Source organism: Dyella sp. (assembly GCF_035277725.1).
Taxonomy (GTDB): domain Bacteria; phylum Pseudomonadota; class Gammaproteobacteria; order Xanthomonadales; family Rhodanobacteraceae; genus Dyella_B.
On record NZ_DATEJY010000246.1, the window covers coordinates 1 to 19459 of the forward strand.

15 protein-coding genes are annotated in these 19459 nt (G+C 62.8%); 14 read left to right on the top strand and 1 reads right to left on the bottom strand.

Going from position 1 to position 19459, the window contains the following annotated elements:
* The coding region (locus VJR68_RS20025) for a glycosyltransferase family 92 protein (protein ID WP_324150506.1) at window positions 1-4994 on the bottom strand (4994 nt) is incomplete at its 3' end.
* Between the two features lie 350 nt (window positions 4995-5344).
* Between VJR68_RS20025 and VJR68_RS20030 the strand changes: the two genes are divergently transcribed.
* The 14 genes from VJR68_RS20030 to VJR68_RS20095 all read left to right on the top strand — a co-directional run.
* Window positions 5345-6577, top strand: coding sequence for a flagellin (locus VJR68_RS20030; protein WP_324150508.1), 1233 nt, complete (start codon window positions 5345-5347; stop codon window positions 6575-6577).
* Between the two features lie 184 nt (window positions 6578-6761).
* Window positions 6762-8228 (top strand): flagellar filament capping protein FliD, encoded by a 1467-nt coding sequence (gene fliD / locus VJR68_RS20035; protein WP_324150509.1) that lies wholly within the window; start codon window positions 6762-6764, stop codon window positions 8226-8228.
* Window positions 8229-8230: 2 nt separating this feature from the next.
* Window positions 8231-8665, top strand: coding sequence for a flagellar export chaperone FliS (gene fliS, locus VJR68_RS20040; RefSeq protein ID WP_324150511.1), 435 nt, complete (start codon window positions 8231-8233; stop codon window positions 8663-8665).
* Window positions 8662-8967 (top strand): hypothetical protein, encoded by a 306-nt coding sequence (locus VJR68_RS20045; RefSeq protein ID WP_324150512.1) that lies wholly within the window; start codon window positions 8662-8664, stop codon window positions 8965-8967. Before fliS ends, VJR68_RS20045 begins: the two co-directional genes overlap by 4 nt.
* A gap of 186 nt (window positions 8968-9153) precedes the next feature.
* Window positions 9154-9750: a PilZ domain-containing protein gene (locus tag VJR68_RS20050; RefSeq protein WP_324150515.1), complete on the top strand. Its 597-nt coding sequence runs from the start codon at window positions 9154-9156 to the stop codon at window positions 9748-9750.
* A 371-nt stretch (window positions 9751-10121) separates the two neighbouring features.
* Window positions 10122-11591, top strand: a complete 1470-nt coding sequence (locus VJR68_RS20055) for a sigma-54-dependent Fis family transcriptional regulator (protein WP_324150517.1) — start codon at window positions 10122-10124, stop codon at window positions 11589-11591.
* Between the two features lie 38 nt (window positions 11592-11629).
* Complete coding sequence (gene fliE / locus VJR68_RS20060) at window positions 11630-11962, top strand: flagellar hook-basal body complex protein FliE (protein WP_324150518.1); 333 nt, start codon at window positions 11630-11632, stop codon at window positions 11960-11962.
* 77 nt (window positions 11963-12039) lie between these two features.
* The gene (fliF, locus tag VJR68_RS20065) at window positions 12040-13716 is read left to right on the top strand and encodes a flagellar basal-body MS-ring/collar protein FliF (RefSeq protein WP_324150520.1); all 1677 of its coding nucleotides are present in this window, start codon (window positions 12040-12042) and stop codon (window positions 13714-13716) included.
* Window positions 13706-14719, top strand: a complete 1014-nt coding sequence (fliG, locus tag VJR68_RS20070) for a flagellar motor switch protein FliG (RefSeq protein WP_324150521.1) — start codon at window positions 13706-13708, stop codon at window positions 14717-14719. Before fliF ends, fliG begins: the two co-directional genes overlap by 11 nt.
* 206 nt (window positions 14720-14925) lie before the next feature.
* The gene (locus tag VJR68_RS20075) at window positions 14926-15561 is read left to right on the top strand and encodes a FliH/SctL family protein (RefSeq protein WP_324150523.1); all 636 of its coding nucleotides are present in this window, start codon (window positions 14926-14928) and stop codon (window positions 15559-15561) included.
* Window positions 15558-16913 carry a flagellar protein export ATPase FliI gene (fliI, locus tag VJR68_RS20080; RefSeq protein ID WP_324150525.1) on the top strand — a complete coding sequence of 452 codons (1356 nt, stop codon included), beginning with the start codon at window positions 15558-15560 and terminating at the stop codon, window positions 16911-16913. Before VJR68_RS20075 ends, fliI begins: the two co-directional genes overlap by 4 nt.
* 132 nt (window positions 16914-17045) lie before the next feature.
* Window positions 17046-17477 carry a flagellar export protein FliJ gene (gene fliJ, locus VJR68_RS20085; RefSeq protein WP_324150527.1) on the top strand — a complete coding sequence of 144 codons (432 nt, stop codon included), beginning with the start codon at window positions 17046-17048 and terminating at the stop codon, window positions 17475-17477.
* Window positions 17478-17605: 128 nt separating this feature from the next.
* On the top strand, window positions 17606-18850 hold the full coding sequence (locus VJR68_RS20090) for a flagellar hook-length control protein FliK (RefSeq protein WP_324150528.1): 1245 nt from the start codon (window positions 17606-17608) through the stop codon (window positions 18848-18850).
* Between the two features lie 343 nt (window positions 18851-19193).
* On the top strand, window positions 19194-19459 hold a 266-nt coding region (locus tag VJR68_RS20095; protein WP_414647824.1), incomplete at its 3' end, for a flagellar basal body-associated FliL family protein.

A 19459-nucleotide genomic window follows, 5' to 3' on the forward strand; every position in this document is an offset into this window, starting at 1 on the left:
GGCATCCACGCATCACGCCATGCGACCAACCTGTCGCCTTCCAGCATCCAATCCTTCAGCACGGCATCGCGCAACGCATCGCCGGTTTTCGCGCTTGCATCCAGATCATCCAGATGCATGCGGATCGCGCTCACCCATTCCTTGTAGCGGTTCTTCACGCGCGTCACCGGCAGATCGGTTTGATAGGGAACGATATCGGTGCAGATCACCGGAAAACCGCAGGCGCCGTATTCGAGCAAACGCAGGTTGCTCTTGCATTCGTTGAACGCATTTTCTTCCAAGGGTGCGAGCGCAAGATCCAGGTTCAGCGACGCCAGCTTGCGCGGGTATTCTTCGATCGGCACGCCGGTGTGGAATTCATGCACGTAGGGGCGCAGCTTGTCGGGGCACATGCCGAAGAACACCCATTCCACTTCGTCGGCCAGATCGCGCACCACGTCGGCGATCAGTTCCAGATCGCCGCGATGGCTGGAGCCGCCGCCCCAGCCCACGCGCGGCTTGCGGCCGACGCGGCGTTGCGAGGAGAGATCGCTCCACCAATCCACCGGCAAGCGGTTCACCACCACGCGGATATCGGCGTGGAAGCCTTTGAATTCTTCCGCCAAGGCATCGGTGGAAACCACGAAACGGTCCACCGTGGACAAGGCACGCCGTAGCGACTTCACCACGTCCTTGGGCATCAGGCCGTGGAACATGCTCTTCACCGGAATCTGCTGGATCAGGTCATCCAGCTCGAACACTTTGAAGGCGCGGGAATAGTCGCGATAGTTTTCCAGCAATTTGATCTGATGCTCGTTGATCTGTCGCTGCATCACCAGCGACGTCGGCTGGAAACGCTCCATCGCCACCGGATTCAGATGCACGCCGGCGATGATGCCTTCCACCATGCCTTCGCGTTGCATCGAGGCGAACGGTTGGCGGATGCGGTAGTGCCCGCAGCCGTGTTCGTCCGCGGCGACGCAGAACATGCGCGGCAGCAAGGGACTCGCAAACGGCTGCCACGCCTTGCTGCGCAGCGGATCCAGTTCAAAACCCGTGCCGTCGATGCTGAGATTGGTGCTATAGGCAGGGTCGCGTGCCAGCAGCGCCAGCCACTTGCGGTACATCGCGCTCTGTTCGCCTTCGAAACGTTTTTGCTTGGCTTCCTGGGCGGTCTTGTCGACCTTGGTCTGGCTGACGCTGCCGACGTGCATCAGGCGCGCGTACGGCGTCCACACGGCGAGGTAGCCGGCCTTGTGCACTTTCAGGCACAGGTCGACGTCGTTGTAGGACACCTTGAAATCCTGCTCGTCCAAGCCGCCGACTTCGTCGTAGACGGCTTTGCGGATCATCAAGCACGCAGCCGTGACGGCGGTGTAATTCTGATCCACGCGCAGGCGATGCATATAGCCGTCCGCGTCCATCGGTTGGCCGATGAACGGATGGTCGGCCGGACCGCGCAAGCCCAGCACCACGCCGCCGTGCTGGATGCGGCCATCGGGGAAATGCAGCTTGGCGCCGACGATGCCGACTTCCGGACGCTGCGCGTGGTTGAGCAGCGCCTCGATCCAATCCGCATGCAGGACAGCAGTATCGTTGTTGAGCAGGATCAGGTATTCGCCGCGTGCCTGCGCCGCGGCAAAGTTGTTGATCGCCGAGTAATTGAACGGATGCGGATAACGCAACACGCGCAACTGCTGGCTATTCAGGCGCTCGATGCCGTCGAGGTACGCGCATGCCGCCGGTTCGCCGGTGTTGTTGTCGACGATCAGCAATTCGTAATTGAGATAGCTGGTCTTCGACAGCAGGCTGTCGATCAGGCCATTGAGCAGCGGCAGCTGGTCCTTGGTCGGTACGATGATCGACACCAGCGGCTGCCGTGCATGTTGATACAGCACGCGGTTGAAGCCAGGCAGTGCACCTTGCTCCATGCGATGCGGCACGCGAATGCGCGTGAGATGGTTGGCGACGATCGCTGCGCTGTGCGTTTTCACCGTGTCGGAGGCCAGCCACTGGCTGTACGGCAACGCGGCGCGGAGCGTCACTTCGGCGACATGGCCAATGGCTTGCAAGCCATCCGTTTCGATCAGGCGGAACAGCAGGTCGTACGGCGCCATGTCGCCGTAATGCGGCTGTAGATTGCCAAGCTCCAGGCAACGCTTGCGTTGGAACGCCAGCGCACGGCCGACATATGGATAGCTGCGCAGCATGTCGAGATTGAAATCCGGCTTGAAGATCGGCTGCTCGAAGGTACCGTTGACGTGTGCGTCTTCGTCGGCATAAACGGCGCGCAAGTAGGGATGCGACACCACGCGTTCGGCCAGCAGCAGCAGGGCGGCAGGGTGCAATTGATCGCCGGCGTAAAGCAATTGCACCCAGTCGGCGTCGCTGGCGGTGATTTCGCCATGCAGGCGCTGCATCACGTCATCGTCGCTGCCGATCACGCTCAAGTGATAGTGCGGATAGTGCTGAGCTTCCAGGCTCTCCCGCGTAACGCGCACGGCATCTACATCGTCGTCGCGGTCGATCACGATCACCTGCACGCGCGGCGCGCCATGCGCTTCGATACGGCGCATGGCCTGCGCCACTGCGGTGTCGCTGAGTTGCTGCTGCGCTTGCCAATGTTTGTAGAGATTCGAGGGCGGCGGCGGAATCAGCCATTCGGGGATGATCTTCAGATGGCGATCGGTACGGTTCCAGCAATCGCCTTCGTGGATTTCGCGCGCAAAGGCTTCGTTGATGTTGCGGCCGTGGCCGATCCATTCCGCCGAGGCATCGATCAGCAGGCGCTTGCACAGCCAGGTGACGCGCTCGGCTGGCGCAGCCAGGCCGAGCAGCGCTTCCAGACCGGCTTCATACGCGATCTGCCATAGGCCCACATATACCGGAATCTGCTTTTCCACCCGCTGCCGTGCACGCCATTCGCCACCGTGGAAGGCGAGGCTTTCGCCGTCCGCGTCCAGATAGATATGCGCGGGCAGGGCATCCAGCCATTGGCCGGGAATCTTGTCCTCGTCGTCGGCCTGCGCGTAGATCAGGGCGCCCCATTTGCGTAGCAGGGCAACCAATAGGTCGGCGCGTTGGTCGTGGATGGCCTTGCGGATCAGCATCAGCAGCGAACGGCCCGGTGCGGGCGGATACGGTTCGCGCACCGGATCGAAGGCCGAGCCGGCCCACGTTGCATCCGGCGACAAGGCGCGCGGCACCACCTGTACCGTGCCACGTTGCCAGACGTATTCGGTGACCGTATTGCCTGCCGGCACGCGATGATCGGTAAAGCTTTGTGCCAACACATTGGCGCGCAGCGGCGAAGGTGTGCCACTGCGGCGCGCGATCAGCAGCAGGCCAGGTGCGTGCTCGGCCAGCGTGCCGGCTTCAAAATGCATTTCCCATTGCGCCGCTTCTTTGCCGGCATCTCGCAGCAAGGGGCGTTGCGCGATCAGGTCGTCCAGGCGCAGTGCTGGCGCCATGTGCTGTGCCTGCGCGGAAATCAGCACCTCCGGCAGCAAGGCGTCGGGGAAGGCAAGGCGGGTGTCGATCTCGGCCAGTCCAGTCGCGCGCAACGCGGCTTCGATCCGGGCGCGCGAGAGAATGTCACGGCGTTCCGGCGCGGCCTGGCGATTGGGCAGCGCCAGCATAAGGATGCCGTTGGGCTTCAACGCGGCCGTGGCCATGGAGATCGCTTCGCGCAGTGCATCGCCACGCGGCCATGCTTCGGCGTAATCGTCCGCGAAGGTAAGTGATACCACGTCGTAATCGGGTTGCAGCGCGAGTTCGCGCAAGGTCGCCTGAAACACGCGCACTTGCGGGCAGTCACGCAAGCGTGCGGCCGCCACGCGCGCCCAGTGCGGCGCAAATTCGATCGCGTCGACCGCGCAGCCGCGTTCGATCCACGCACGCGTCAGCATGCCGCCGCCGCATCCGATTTCCAGCACACGCGTGCCGGCGGGAAGGTTGTCGAACACCTGCAACAGGTTGGCGCGTCGAGGCGACAGCTGCAGCGCGCTGGTGCGGCTATGGATTTCTTTTACCAATGCCGCGGAATACACGCTGGTGTCGGCGGTGTCTTTCACCACGTCGTACATTTGCGTGGCGAGCGCATGCAGCGAGCTGTGCGCCGGCCGATTGCGCAATGGCGCGTGCCACACGCCCTCGTCGTTCTGCAGGAAGGCATCCAGGGGCCAGGCGGATGGTAGTACGCCCAGTTGCGCGACCACACGCAATACGGTGTCGTCATGGACGCTGTTTAGGACTTCCTCGTGCAGCAGGAATTCGTTCCAGTCGCGCGAGCCCTTGCCATCCGCAAAGCCCTTGTCGAACTTGCGGCGGCATTCCTCTTCCGACTTGCTCCAGTAATGGTTGATGCGCAGCTTGTTCACCGACACCTTGCTGGTGAACGGGCCGTCGATCGGCTGGCCGTTCTCGTCGACCGCGCGCGCGTTGTCGGCATACAACATGAAATGCGCGTTCTTGCAGGCCGCCACCTTGGACGGCTGCACGATGCTCTTTATATGTGCGTTCTCCGAACGGTAGCTGCCGTCCGGCAATTTCAAATGCGCATAGGGCACGCCGCCGTCGAGGTTGCCGCGGCGCAGATAGTTTTCCAGCACGCCGCCTTGCGGTTTTTGCTTGTGTCCAGCGGAACCGAACATCACCCAGTTCACGCCCACGCCGGGGTGATCCGCGTAATCGGCCAGCACGTCCGGCAAGTATCTGGCATCGGGTGCGAACAGGAATTCGTCCACGTCGATGAACGCGATCCAGTCCGCTTGGCTGCCGTGCGTTTTCAGGCAGTGCTCGTACGCCTGCAACTGCGCCGGATGCTGCGGCCATTCGTGCAGCACTACGGCACCGGAGGCGATATGCGGCTCAAGCGCATCGAGGTAACGATCCGCGCTGTTGTTGTTGTACAGATAGAAGCGTTCCACGCCCATGAGCTGATGGAACTCGACCCATTCGCGCAGGTAGGCGGCTTCGTCCTTGAACACGGCGCAAATCGCAAGCACGCAACGCATGTGGTTTCCTCGTCTGATCGATAAGGCAAGGACGCGCGGGCGTCGGAAATCTGACGCTTCCGGCGCGTTCCAGGCCGGATATGCGAGGGTGGGAGCAATGTTGGTGCCAACGTGTCATCGGCGTGCCGATATGCGCCGCGTAGGTTGGGGTGCGAACCCCAGCATCGTCATGCTTGCATGGATCCGAATGTTGGGGTTCGCACCCCAACCTACGCGAGATGAAAAGAATTTCGGCGGCGGCTCAAGTAATCCACGCCAGCGCCGAAAAAGTCCCTGAGGCGGTCGGCACTGCAAACGTGACTGGATCCCGCCGGCTTGAGTACCACTTATCCGGTTTCAGGAGACATTCCATGTCACTCGTTCTAAACACCAACATTGCTTCGCTGACTGCCCAGAACAACTTGAGCAAGTCGGGCAGCGCCCTGTCCACGGCCACCCGCGACTTGTCTTCGGGTCTGAAGATCAACAGTGCGGCGGACAATGCTGCGGGCTTCGCTATCGCCACCCGTTTCCAGACGCAGATCGGCGGCCTGGGACAGGCCAGCACCAACGCCAGCGACGCCATCAACCTGGCCCAGACCGCGGGTTCCGCACTGAGCCAGATCACCTCCAACCTGCAGTCGATTCGTGACCTGGCCGTGCAGTCCGCCAACGGCACGTACCAGTCTTCCGACCGCGCCGCGATCGATACTTCGGTGCAGCAGTACCTGTCGGAAATCACCCGTATCGCCAACCAGACCAGCTTCAACGGCACCAACGTGTTGAATGGATCGGTGGGCCAGCTGTCGTTCCAGATCGGCTCGAACGTGGGCCAGGCCATCAACGTGCAGCTGGGTCAGGGTGCTACGACCTCGCAGCTCGGCCAGGTCTCGGAAATCTCCACCGCCAACGTCAGTGGTGCGTTCGTCAATGCCAGCGGCGTGTCGGGCCAGTCGATCAGCCTGAGCGGCCTGAGCATCGAAGGCTCAGACGGCAAGACCTACAGCCTGAGCGGTGCCAGCGCCAGCAGTGCACAGGGCCTGGCAGACTCGATCAATGCAGCGGGTATCGCAGGTGTCAGTGCAGCCGTGAACGCCAGCGGCGGTATCAACATCTACTCCACGGGCGAACTGGCCGTTACCGGCGCAGCACTCACCGGTGCGGCAGGCACGGTGTTCAACCTGACCACGGGCGCAGTGGCTTTCGGCGCCAGCGGCGTTGGCTCTTCCGCCACCGGCTTTGCGGCCACGGGTGCGGCCTACACCGACGGCTCGGTGATCACCTCCTCCGGTTCGCTGGCGGGCGGCGATGTTTTGACGGTGGACGATGCCAACAACCTGATCTCCCGCGTCGACGTGGCGCTGACTCAGGTGAGCAACTTCCAGAGCCAGCTGGGCGGCGTGCAGAACCGCTTCCAGTCCACGATCGCCACCCTGGGTGCGGAGCAGACCAACCTGACGGCCTCGCAAAGCTCGATTCAGGACACGGACTTCGCCGCGACTACCGCGGATTTGAGCAAGTCGCAGGTGTTGCAGCAGGCAGGTATCTCGGTGCTCGCCACCGCCAATGCCCAGCCGCAGCAGATCCTCAAGCTGTTGGGTTAATCGGTACGACCGGCCATGGCGGCAATCGCCATGGCCGGGATTTTGCTTCAAGGGGTTCTGGCGGCCATTGGGCCGTCAGAAAACCCACGCGAGCGGCAGGTAAAGCTTTCCTTGGACGAATGGTTCGCAACGAGAGTTTTGCCGGCAGTTCGATGGCGCCAGATATCTTCGACGAGGCCCCTTCATGAGCAGCATCTCCAGTGTAGGCAGTACCTCTAGCGCACTTTCCAGCGCGATCAGCGGTAGCTCCTCCACCGCCACGTCCGGCAGCAGCGGCAGTAGCAGCATCAGCGGTACCGGCCTGCTCAGCTCGCTGGGCCTGGGCACGGGGCTGGACGTCAATTCGATCATCCAGGCGCTGGTCAACGCACAGGAAGCCGGTCCGCAGGCGCAGATCACCAACCAGACCAACCAGGACAACAACAAGATTGCCGGGCTTACTGCCTTGCAAACCTCGTTGTCCGGTTTGCAGTCCGCACTCAACGAGCTGACCTCCAGCACTACCTACAGCACGTTCACCACCACGCTTTCCAATACCTCGCTCGGCACCGCCAGCACGCTGCCGGATGCGTCGCCGGGTACGTACAACATCAACGTGAGCCAGCTTGCCACCGCGCAGAAGAGTGTCAGCGCGGCGCAGCCCAGCCTGGCCACGGTCGGCACCGGCACACTCAACATCACGGTGGGCGGCAAGAGCGTGAGCGTGTCCGTGGGTGCCACCGATACGCTTTCGTCGATCGCCACCAGCATCAACAACGCCAGCGGCAATCCGGGCGTGACGGCCACGATCGTATCCGGTGTCAACGGCAATCAGCTCGTGCTTACTTCCGCCAGCACCGGCACGGCCAATGCCTTCAGCGTGAGCGCCAGCAGCGATAGCAGCAGTGGCGTGACGGCCCTGGCCAGCGCACTCAACACACCGAGCACCGCGGCAGCCAATGCGCAACTGACGATCGATGGCATTGCCGTCAGCAGTCCGACCAACAGCGTCAGCGGCGCGTTGACCGGCGTGACCTTGAACCTCAGCACGACGGGCAGCTCGCAGCTCACCGTCGCGCAAAGCACCACGCCGATCAGCACGGCGGTGAACGATTTCGTCAGCGCCTACAACACCTACGCAAGCACCGTAAATCAGCTGCAAAGCTATAACAGCACCACCAAGGTTGCCGGCGTGCTGCTGGGCGATGCCACGCTGTCGGCGGTGCAGAGCCAGATCTCGCACGTGCTGGGCAGTACTGTTTCCAACAGCAGCCTTGGCAGCCTGGCGAGCCTGGGCATTACGCGCAATGCCGACGGCACGCTGGTGTCGAACTCCACCACGCTGGCCAACACGCTGGCCAGCAATCCGTCATCGGTGCAGCAGCTTTTTTCCGGTACCAATGGCATCGCCACGCAGCTGAGCACGCTGGTGACCGGTTTCAACAGCAGCACCGGCGTGCTGCAATCGCGCATCACCAACCTCAACAACGACCTCACCGGCCTGCAGACCCAGCAGACCGCGTTGAACGCGCGCATGGCGGTGTACCAGCAGCAGTTGGTCCAGCAATACACCAGCTTGAGCTCGCTGATGTCGTCTCTCAACAACACCAGTTCCTACCTTACCCAGGCGATGAATGCGCTAACTGGTACCAGCAGTAGCAGCAAGGGGTAACCATGAGTTACATGTCACGCAATGGCAGCGCCCTGTACGCGCAAACGCGCGCGCAAGGCAGCGTCGAAGGAGCGGATCGCCATCAACTGCTGGCGATGCTGCTCGATGGCCTGGTCGACCGCATCAACCAGGCGCGCGGCCATATCCTGCACCAGGATATTCCCGCCAAAGGCCAGGCCTTCGGCAAGGCCATCGCCATGCTCAACACCCTGCGCGCAAGCCTCGACCATAGCGTGGAGCCCACGCTCACCGGCCGGCTCGATGCCTTGTACGACTACATCACGCGGCGCCTGCTGCATGCGCAACTCAATGACGACCTGCGTGCACTGGACGAATGCGAACGCTTGATCGCACCGATCCGCGAAGCCTGGCACGCGATCCGCGAACCGTATCTGGCCGAACTCGCGCAAGCGAAAACACCCGCCACCGTGCCATGACCAGCCAGGTCCAAGACGCATTGCAGCAAGCGCTGTCGCTCACCATCCAGATGAGCGAAGCCGCCGCCGACGGCAACTGGACCCTGGTGACCGAACTCGATGCGCAGCGCCAGGTTCCCTTGCAGCACATGCAAAACGCATCACTCGACAACCGCCACCGCGATGCACTGGCTTCCCTGCAAGCACACAACCGCGCCGTGCTGGAACGCGCGCAGCAGGTGCGCGATGCGGTGGAAAACCAGCTCAGCCAGCATCAGTACAACCACCGGGCACTGCGCAGTTACGTGTCGTCATCCCGCTAGCGTCGCCGCTGGTTTGCGTAGGCTGGGATGAAATCCCAGCATGGGTGGGCTCGAGAAAGTTGGGACTTCATCCCAGCCTACGGGCTTTTTCCGCGGAAAAGATGCTGCTGGCACGCCTCATGAATACCATTGCCATTAGCTGGTAGTCCGTCATAAAGCCGGCATCCGCATTCCTGGGAGGGTGTCATGCAAACCGCGCAAACCGAAGAGAGATGGCAGGCGTTTTCCGAACGGGTGACCTGGCAGGGGCATCCGCATCTGGCTGTCGAGCCATTCGCGGCCACGCCGGATGATGTCGCGCGCCTCAACGAGCGCAACTTGCACGTATTGCGGACGCTTGCCTCCCTGGATGAGCGGCGGTTCGAAAGCGCGGCCGACGTGGACGACCCGGTAATGCAGGAATTGCAGCGCATGGACAGCAAGCTCAACGTGCTGCTGGACATTGTTGACCGCCTGTTGCTGCCCGCCACCGTGTTGCCGCCGCGGCAGCCGGTGAGCTTCAACGCCGTGGGATTGATCGTGCCGGCCGGCTTGCTCCCGCCTGACGGACCGTTGCTGATTCGCATGCATTTCGAGGCCTGCCGCGCCTTGCCGTTGGAGCTGCTGGTGCAACAAGGGAAAGCAGTCGGTAATGACAACGTTTTCCTTTATTTTCGTGATTTGAGCGAAGCGGTCGAGGATGGGTTGGAACGTTTCGTTTTTTGTCACCACAGACGCAAAGTGGCCGAAGCGCGTCTGTCGGGCATCCCAGAAACCGTGCCAGGGCACAAGCACAGAATGTGATGGTTATCACGCGACGAAACATTCACTGACGGCGGATTCCCGCCATGCCAACCCAGGTAGTGACGCTCGCCGGCATGTGAAGCATTGGTATTACCTGTCTGACAAATCGCGCTAAACCATTGAAGTAAACGGTTTCTTTTGTCAATCACGAATGTGAAGGCGTCGATATACCGTGCGCGAATTCCGTCACGAACTAAACGGGAAGTGCCGCACAGGTCAGTTTGCTGCGAAATTTTTGGCGTTCTTCTTGCTGGATTGGCACACGTGTCACGTCGGATCGCTGACACATCCAGGGGACACGGCATCGGGACGGGAAATGCCGTGGTTCAAGCCATCAGCAGTCGCAGTAAATGCAGCAGGAACTCGTGCTCATGCCAAATAGCAACGTACTCATTATCGAATCCAACGCAACACGTGCCGACATCGTCACGTCGGCCATGCAATTCATGGGGTTTTTCCCGCAGCGCTGGGATGCGTCGTTGCAGCTCGATTCGATGTCGCACGAGTGGCGAGCGGTTTATATCGGTGGTATCGAAGACGAAGCACTGTGCGAACAATTGCTGGCCTCGCTCGAAGTGCCGGCAGACCAGCTGCTGGTGCTGGTCGGATCCGATTCGCCGCAACTGGACCGGTTGACCAAGGTCGGCTCGCCCTATGCGGCACAGATTGAAGTACTGGATTTCCCGCTGCGCTACGAGCGCCTGGCCGAAGCCGTGCGCCGCGCGCCGACCCTGCGCGCCGCCAGCAGCAGCCCGGCACCGCTGCGCCTGGTCGGCAGCTCGCTCGCCATGGGCCGCGTCAATGCGCTGATCCGCCAGGTGGCGCCGTTCGATTCCAGCGTGCTGGTACTGGGTGAATCCGGTACTGGCAAGGAAATGGTGGCGCGCGCCATCCACGACAGTTCGCCGCGTCGCGACAAGCCGTTCGTGGCGATCAACTGCGGCGCCATTCCCGCCGAGCTCCTGGAAAGCGAATTGTTCGGCCATGAGAAAGGTGCGTTCACCGGCGCCATCAGCACGCGCAAGGGCCGCTTCGAAATGGCCGAAGGCGGCACGCTGTTCCTCGATGAAATCGGCGACATGAGCCTGCCCATGCAAGTGAAACTGCTGCGCGTGCTGCAGGAGCGCATGTACGAGCGCGTCGGCAGCAACCGCACGCAGCGCTGCGACGTGCGCATCATCGCCGCCACGCACCGCAACCTGGAAGTGTCCACCGCCGAAGGACGCTTCCGCGAAGATCTCTACTACCGCCTCAGCGTATTCCCGCTGGAAATGCCGCCGCTGCGCGAGCGTCTGGAAGACATGCCGGAGCTGATCGCCGAATTCAACCAGCGCCTGCAGCGCCGCGGCCTGCAGAGCGTGCGCTTCAGCGGCAGTGCGCTGCAGGCACTGCGCCAGCATGCGTGGCCGGGCAATGTGCGCGAGCTGTCCAATCTGGTCGAGCGCCTGGCCATTCTTTATCCGAACGGCGAAGTGCGCGCCAGCGATCTGCCGGAAAAATACCGCGGTGTGCAGCCGCTCGATGAAACCGGCGGCAGCGTGGTGCGCGCCATGCTCGATGGCCAGGCCAAGCCGGCGTCGTCGACGCATCACCGCAGCCTGCTGGATACCGAAGTGATGCTGCCCGAAGGCGGCGTGGATCTCAAAGATCATCTGGCCGACATCGAAGTGGGGCTGATCCGTCAAGCACTCGACATCACCGATGGCGTCGTGGCGCATGCGGCGAAGTTGTTGCGCATGCAACGCACGACCTTGGTGGAAAAACTGCGCAAATACGGCCTGCAAGCCGCTTGCCGCGGTAACGACGCGTCGCCGGAAAACAGTGGCACGGCCGTTGCTTGATAGCACTCCAGTACCCGCTCACGCGTTGGAAAACCGACATGAGTCAGATTGACGTCAATAGTGTGCTTTCGCAGATGCGCGCGCTCAGTTCGATGGCCGCCGGTGCCATGCCGAGTGCGGCGCTGCCTGCTGCAGCGAGTGGATCCGGCGTGGATTTCGGCACGCTGTTCAAGCAGTCCATCGGTTCGGTCGCGGCGCAACAGAATGAAGCGCAGAAGCAGGTCAGTGCGTTTGAGCGCGGCGATCCCGGCGCGGATATCGTGAAAACGTCGATTGCGGGACAGAAAGCGGATCTCGCGTTTCGCGGCCTGGTGGAAGTGCGCAACAAGTTGGTCGATGCGTACACCACCATCATGAATATGCCGGTTTGACGTTCTTCCGCGCCGTTGCGGTTTTTGCCGCGATGACGACAACCAAGCTGGTCGCTTCCACCCACTGATCCGCCCCCATGGCCGACAACATTCCCGCCACCGCCAATCCGCGCCAGGACCAGCTGAAAATCCTGCTGCGAAATCCCACGACGCGCCTGCTGATGCTACTGGTCGCCGTCGCCGCGGCCGTGGCCTTGGGCGTGGGCATCGTGTTGTGGTCGCGCGGTCCCAACTACGCATTGCTGTATGCAGGGCTCGATCCCAAGGATGCCGCCGCAGTCACGCAGGCATTGCAGAGCACCAGCACGCCGTTTCGTCTCGGCGCGGATGGCGCCTCCATTTCAGTGCCAGCTGACGTGCTGGCCGATACGCGCCTGAAACTGGCTGCGCAAGGTCTGCCGCAAGGCAGTACGGCCGGTGCTACGTCAGCGCAAAGCGATTCGCCGTTCGGCATGAGTGATCTGGCCGAAAGCACGCACTATCGCGAAATGCTCGAAACGGATCTGGGCAACACCATTGCCGGTTTGCAATTCGTGCGCGCCGCGCGCGTGCATCTGGCCTTGCCGAAACCGTCGGCATTCATTCGCGACAATCATCCGGCCAGCGCATCGGTGCTGCTTACTTTGTATCCCGGCCGTCAGCTCGACAGCAGCCAGGTGCAGGCGATCGTGCACCTGGTTTCTTCCAGCGTGCCGGATCTGGATCCTTCGCAAGTCTCGATCGTGGATCAGCAAGGCACGCTGCTGACCGTTTCCGATCCCAACAGTCCCGGCGCGGTGGGCGATGCGCACATGCGCCTGGTCACGCGCATGGAAAACAGTTACGCCCAGCGCATCGAAACACTGCTTACGCCACTGGTTGGCACCGGCCGCGTGCGTGCGCAGGTCGACGTTGCGCTCGATTTCAGCGAGACCGAGAAAGCCAGCGAAAGCTATGACGGCGACAAGCCCGCGTTGCGCAGCGAACAGACCAGCAGCGATACCAAGCGCGACGACAGCAGCGGCCAGATCGCAGGCGCACTCAGCAACCAGCCACCGAATACCGTTGCGCAGCCGACGGCCGCCAAGCCCAACGCCGGGACGCCGCCCGCTGCGAATGCCAGCAACACGGCCAATGCGACGCCGACCGACAGTTCCTCCAGTGCCACGCGTAACTACGAACTCGGCCGCACCATCAGTCACGTCACCGATCCTGCCGGCCGTCTGACCCGCGTGACGGTGGCCGTGGTGGTCGACAACAAGCCGGCGGCGGATGGCAAGGGCAAGAGCATTCCGCTCAGTGCACAAGAACTGCAACATCTCACCGATCTCACCAAGAACGCGGTGGGTTACGACCAGCAGCGTGGCGATAGCGTCACGGTGATCAACCAGGCGTTTTCGGATGACACGGTGACCGACACCGCACCGGTGGCGCAACCGTTCTGGATGCGCCCGGGCATGCTGGACCTGATCAAGCAAGGCGCAGGCATTTTGATCGCGCTGCTGATCGCCTTCGGTTTGCTGCGGCCACTGCTCAAGGGTTTGTTGCGTGCGCCGGGTCCGATGCCTGCCTTGGCCGGCCCGATTCCCACCGTGTCCGTGCGCATTGCCGATGACGACCGCGATGAGCGCGCCGATCCCGTGCGCATTACGTCCCCGCAAATCCAGAACATGGCGTACGAGCAAAAGATCGGCGTCGCACGCAAGCTGGTGCAGGAAAATTCCAAGCAGGTTGCGCAGGTGGTCATGAATTGGGTGGGTGAGGATGGCAGCTGAGCACAACAACGCCGTCAACGGCGCGCAGCGCGCCGCGATCCTGCTGCTGACCCTGGGCGAACAAGATGCCGCCGAGGTGCTCAAGCATTTGAGCGCGCGCGACGTGCAAGCCGTCGGCACCGCCATGGCCACGCTCAGCAACGTGTCGCGCGACCAGGTCGAGGGCGTGCTCAATCGCTTGAACGAAGACATCGGCCGCCAGACCGCGCTCGGGGTCGGTACCGAGGAATACATCCGCAAGGTGCTGGTCAGTGCGCTGGGCGAAACCAAGGCCGGCAGCCTGATCGATCGCATTCTGCTGGGCCGTTCCACCAAGGGCCTGGAATCGCTGAAGTGGATGGAAAGCCGCGCCATTGCCGAGATGATCGGCATGGAACATCCGCAGATCATCGCGCTGGTGCTGGCGCATCTGGAGCCCGACCAGGCTGCCGAAGTGATTGGTTATCTGCCACAGCGCGTGCGCAGCGACGCGGTGATGCGCATCGCCAATCTCGATGGCGTGCAGCCGCAGGCGCTGAATGAACTGGACGAGATCATGGAGCGCCAGTTTTCCGGCACGTCGACCAAGTTGAAATCCGCCACCGTCGGTGGCTTGAAAGCTGCGGCGGCCATTCTCAACGCGATGGAAACCTCGCGTGAAGCCGAGCTGATGAGCGCGATCCGCACGCATGACTCTGGCCTCAGCACCAAGATCGAAGAGCTGATGTTCGTGTTCGACGATCTTTCCGAGATCGACGACCGCAGCATGCAGACGCTGTTGCGCGAAGTGCCGTCCGCACGCCTGATCATTGCGCTGAAGGGCTCGGAACCCGCCGTGCGCGAAAAGATTTTTGCCAACATGTCCAAGCGCGCCGCCGACATGTTGCGCGACGATCTGGAAGTGAAAGGCCCCGTCAAGCTCAGCGAAGTCGACGCCGCGCAGAAAGAAGTGCTGCAGATCGCGCGCCGGTTGGCGGATGCGGGGCAGATCAGTTTGTCGGCCGGCGGCGATGAGTTTGTGTGATGCGTAGCGTTGCTGTGTTTCGCCGCAGACCAACCCCCTCGCCCCTCTGGGGTGAGGGGCTGTGCGGAGCGGAAAGACGCATGCTTGCCGGAACTGGCGCAGGGAACGCTTTCTCGCAAGTATTCATCACCTCGCTCCGCACAACCCCTCACCCCAACCCTCTCCCCTCTGGGGAGAGGGAGTGTGCCCCGCGCGAGATACCATAGATGGGCGGCATCCTCACCCGCGAAACCATCGCCGGTTTCAACCGCTGGGAGCCGCCTTCAGTAGGTGGTGAAAACACCACGGAACCGGCAGCGCCGCCTGGCCCAACCGTCTACGAACTGGAAGAAATCGAACGCCAGGCGCGCGAAGAAGGCTATGCCGCCGGCCTGGCTGAAGGTCGCGCCGCTGCAAAAAAAGAGCTCGACGAGCGCCTCGCGCGTCTCGAAGGCATCTGCAATGCCGCGGCGCGTCCGCTCAGCGAATTGGATGATGCCGTCGAGCGCGAACTGGCCTTGCTCGCCACCGTGATTGCCCGCCGCGTGGTTGCGCGCGAATTGCAGCTCGATCCGTCGTTGATCGAACACGCCGTGCGCGAAGCCGCCGCCGCGTTGCCGTCGGCCACGCGCGAATTGCGTGTGTGGGTCAATCCCAGCGACATGGATTTGCTACGTGAACTGGCCGCGGCCGAACCGCAGTGGCGCTTCGGTGCCAACCCGGCGCTGCAACGCGGCGATTGCATTCTGGAAAGCAGCCGCTCGCGCCTCGATGCCCGCCTCGCCACGCGCCTGGCTGCCGTGGTCGACGCCGTCATCGGCGATGACCTGGATGGCGACGGCGAGGATGAGGTTTCCGCATGATCGGCGCCGCGCCAGGCCGTGACCAGCGCTGGCGCAAGCAACTGGCCGCGCGCGCACACTATGCGCAATCCGCACAGATGCTCACGGTAGAAGGCCGTCTGCGTCGTGTCGTCGGACTCACCTTGGAAGCCGAAGGCTGCGAAGCGCCGCTCGGCGCACGCTGCCTGGTCGATGCCGCGGATGGCAGTGAACTGGATACCGAAGTCGTCGGTTTTGCCGACGAACGCCTGCTGTTGATGCCGGTGACGGAGATGCATGGCGTGTTGCCGAATGCGCGCGTGCGTCCTTGCTCGCGCATCGGCGGACTGCCGGTGGGCGATGCGTTACTGGGCCGCGTGGTTGGCGCCGATGGCCTGCCGCTGGATGGCGAAGGTCCGCTGTATGCGGAACATCACGCGGCGCTCAAGCGCGAGCCGATCAATCCGATGGCGCGCAAGCCGATCGACATGCCGCTCGATACCGGCGTGTGCGCAATCAACGCCTTGCTGACCGTGGGCCGCGGCCAGCGTATCGGCTTGTTTGCCGGCTCGGGCGTGGGTAAATCCACCTTGCTCGGCATGATGACGCGTTACACCGATGCCGACGTCGTCGTGGTCGGGCTGATCGGCGAGCGCGGCCGTGAAGTGAAGGAATTCGTGGAACAGACGCTGGGTCACGAAGGCCGCGAACGCGCGGTGATCGTGGCGGCACCCGCCGATGCGCCGCCGTTGAAACGTTTGCGCGGCGCCGAATATGCCACCGCGATTGCCGAATGGTTTCGCGACCGCGGCCAGCGCGTGCTGTTGCTGATGGATTCGCTGACGCGCTATGCGCAGGCGCAGCGTGAAATTGCGCTGGCGATCGGCGAGCCACCGGCCACCAAGGGTTATCCGCCCTCCGTCTTCGCCATGCTGCCGGCGCTGGTCGAACGCGCCGGCAACGATGCCGAAGGACGCGGCTCGATCACCGCGTTCTATACCGTGCTGACCGAAGGCGACGACCATCGCCACGATCCCATCGCCGATGCGGCGCGCGCCATTCTGGACGGCCATATCGTGTTGTCGCGCGATCTCGCCGAAGCCGGCCATTACCCGGCCATCGATATCGAAGCTTCGATCAGCCGCGTGATGCCGGCGGTGGTCGCCAAAGAACAGATGCGCGCCGCGCAGCGCTTTCGCCAGATCTATTCCGCCTATCGCCAGCGCCAGGACCTGATCGCGGTGGGTGCGTACCAGAAAGGTTCCGATCCGCAGGTGGATCAGGCCATTGCGATGTATCCGCGCCTGACGCGGTTCCTGCAGCAGGAAGTCGACGAGCCGGTGGAGCTGCGCACCGCGCAGGAACGGCTTGCATCACTGACGACGGAGACCTGAGCGATGCTGCGCCGGCCATTTTTCCTTACCGTAAGCTGGGATGAAATCGTAGGTTGGGGTGCGAACCCCAACATGGTCATCTCCCACGCATCACGACGTTGGGGCTCGCACCCCAACCTGCGAGGCTGATCCATGCCTTCACGTTCGGATCGACTGCAACCGGCCGTAGACCAGGCGCAGCGCCGCCAGAAAGATGCGCTGCAACGCCTGGCCGATCACCAGCAGAAACTCGCGCATGCCGAACAGCAACTCGAAGAACTGCAACGCTATCGGCGCGACTACAGTCTCAGCGACGGCGGTCTGACGGTGAGCGCCTTGCTCAACCGTCAACAATTCGTCGACCGCATCGACCAGGCCATCGTGCAGCAGGCCAAGCTGGTCGAACGCCTGCAGCGCCAGTTGGAAGGCGCGCGCGAACGCTGGCTGCAGGCGCATGCGCGCGAAAACGCGCTCGATACGGTGGTGGAGCGCTTGCGCAAGCAGGAAAGCCAACGCGAACAGCGGCTGGAACAGGCGGAAGTGGACGAGCGCATGCAATACCGCAACAGGCTGGGTTCGTCGTGAAGTAGGTTGGGGTGCGAACCCCAACACCGTGATGCGTGGGGGTACGAATGTTGGGGTTCGCACCCCAACCTACGATGGCTCGTTTCTTGCTGCCGATTCCACGTCAACGTTCAGAAGAGCATCCGCGCATGAGCGCCACTCCGTTACCCGCTTTGCCGATCAACCCGGCACCGGCGCAGCCGGCGCCGATGGCGAACAATCACAGCCCACCCGCCGGCCCCAGCTTCCATGCGCACCTTCAGTCCGCGCAGCAGACTTCGCAAGACACCAGCCGCGCCGATGCGCAGAGCAGCGACAACACACAGAACGCCGACGCGCAGGCGAGCAGTGCATCGAGCGATACGAGCAAGCCGGGCGCCGATGCCAAGGACGATCAGAGCGATGCGGCCAACGACAACGGCCCCGGTATCGATCTCACCGGTGGGGTCGGTACGCTGGTCAGCACGGTGCTCAACCTGATCGATCACGCGACCGGCGATACGCATGCCGGCACGTCGGGCACCGCCAAACAGAGCGCAGGCAACAAACAACCATCGACTACCGCGCAACCGGCAGCACAAGCGGCGGCCATCGTGCCGGTGCTGCTGCCACCGGTTACGCCGGCAACAACCTCTGCCACTCCCAATACGGGCGCACCGCCAACAGGTAATGCGCTGGCCGGCATCGGCAGCGGCTTGTCGGCCAAGCCGGACTTCAAGGCGGATGACGGCCTCTCCGCCGGTGACGCAGGCACGACGGCAACACCCGCTGATACCAGCAGTTTCACGCAGGCTCTCGGCGACAACACCCAGGCACTTGCTGGCAGCGTGGCCGCCGGCAGTCATGCAGCACTGCCGGTGGCAACGACATTCGCCGCCGACAACAGCTCGCCGAGCACGGCCGGCATCACCGCGCTGGGCAATCTCACCGCCACCGCGCCGGTCGTACCTGCAGGCGCCACTGGCGGTGTGCACAGCCTGACGATGAATGCTCCCGCCGGTTCTTCCGGTTTTGCAAAAGAACTTGGCCAGCAGATCACCTGGCTCAGCGGCCAGGATGTGAAGCAGGCGCAGATCCGCTTGAATCCGCAGAACCTTGGCCCGCTGGATGTAAAGGTGAGCGTGGAACACGGCCGCGTGGACGTGAGCTTCATGACGCAACATCCGGACGCCACTGCCGCCGTGCAGCAGAGCCTGGGCCAGCTTCACCAGATGCTGGGCGGACAGGGCTTGTCGCTCGGTCACGCGACCGTGGGGCAGCATGCGCAACAGCAATTCAGTGGGCAGCAGAACCAGCAAGCGCAAACAAGCAGCAGCGCCAGCGACGACATCGCCGACACGCCCATCGCCACGGCCGCACGTGCCGCCATCGGTCTGGTCGACGCTTTCGCCTGATCCCTACGGCAGCCACGTAGGCTGGGATGAAAATCCCAGCGCTCTTGCACGTCCCGATGCTGGGATTTCATCCCAGCCTACGATGAAGCACTCACTCCCCTGCGAAGTAGGGGAGGGCTGCCATCTTCGCGACGATGGGATGTGCCGACAAAATCACCACGCATCTTCCGCGCCCGCATCCCGACACGCGTCAATAAAACGCCGCTCAGCGTCGTCACATCTTCGAAAAACCCCGCCACACCGTGCTTTTAAACCGTGGCACGCCGCTTGCTAAAACCCCTGTAGCCAAGCTCGCTTCAGTGTCGAAGCGCTGCATCACGTCTTGTATGGAATGGGGTTGTTCATGGCTAACGCCGACGATATGGAAGATGAAATCTCCGTGGCACCGCCGCAGAAGAAAGGCGGCCGCGCGATGATGTTTGTTGCGATCGCCGCGCTCGTGCTGGTTGGCGCGGGCGGCTATCTCTACACCCGCGGCCACGGTGCGCAAGCGGCGGTGACGCCGCCGAAAGCGCCGGAATTGTTCCTGCCGCTGGATCCCGCCTTCGTGGTGAATTTCCAGGACCAGGACGCCACGCGCTACCTGCAGGTCGGGGTGACGGTGATGAC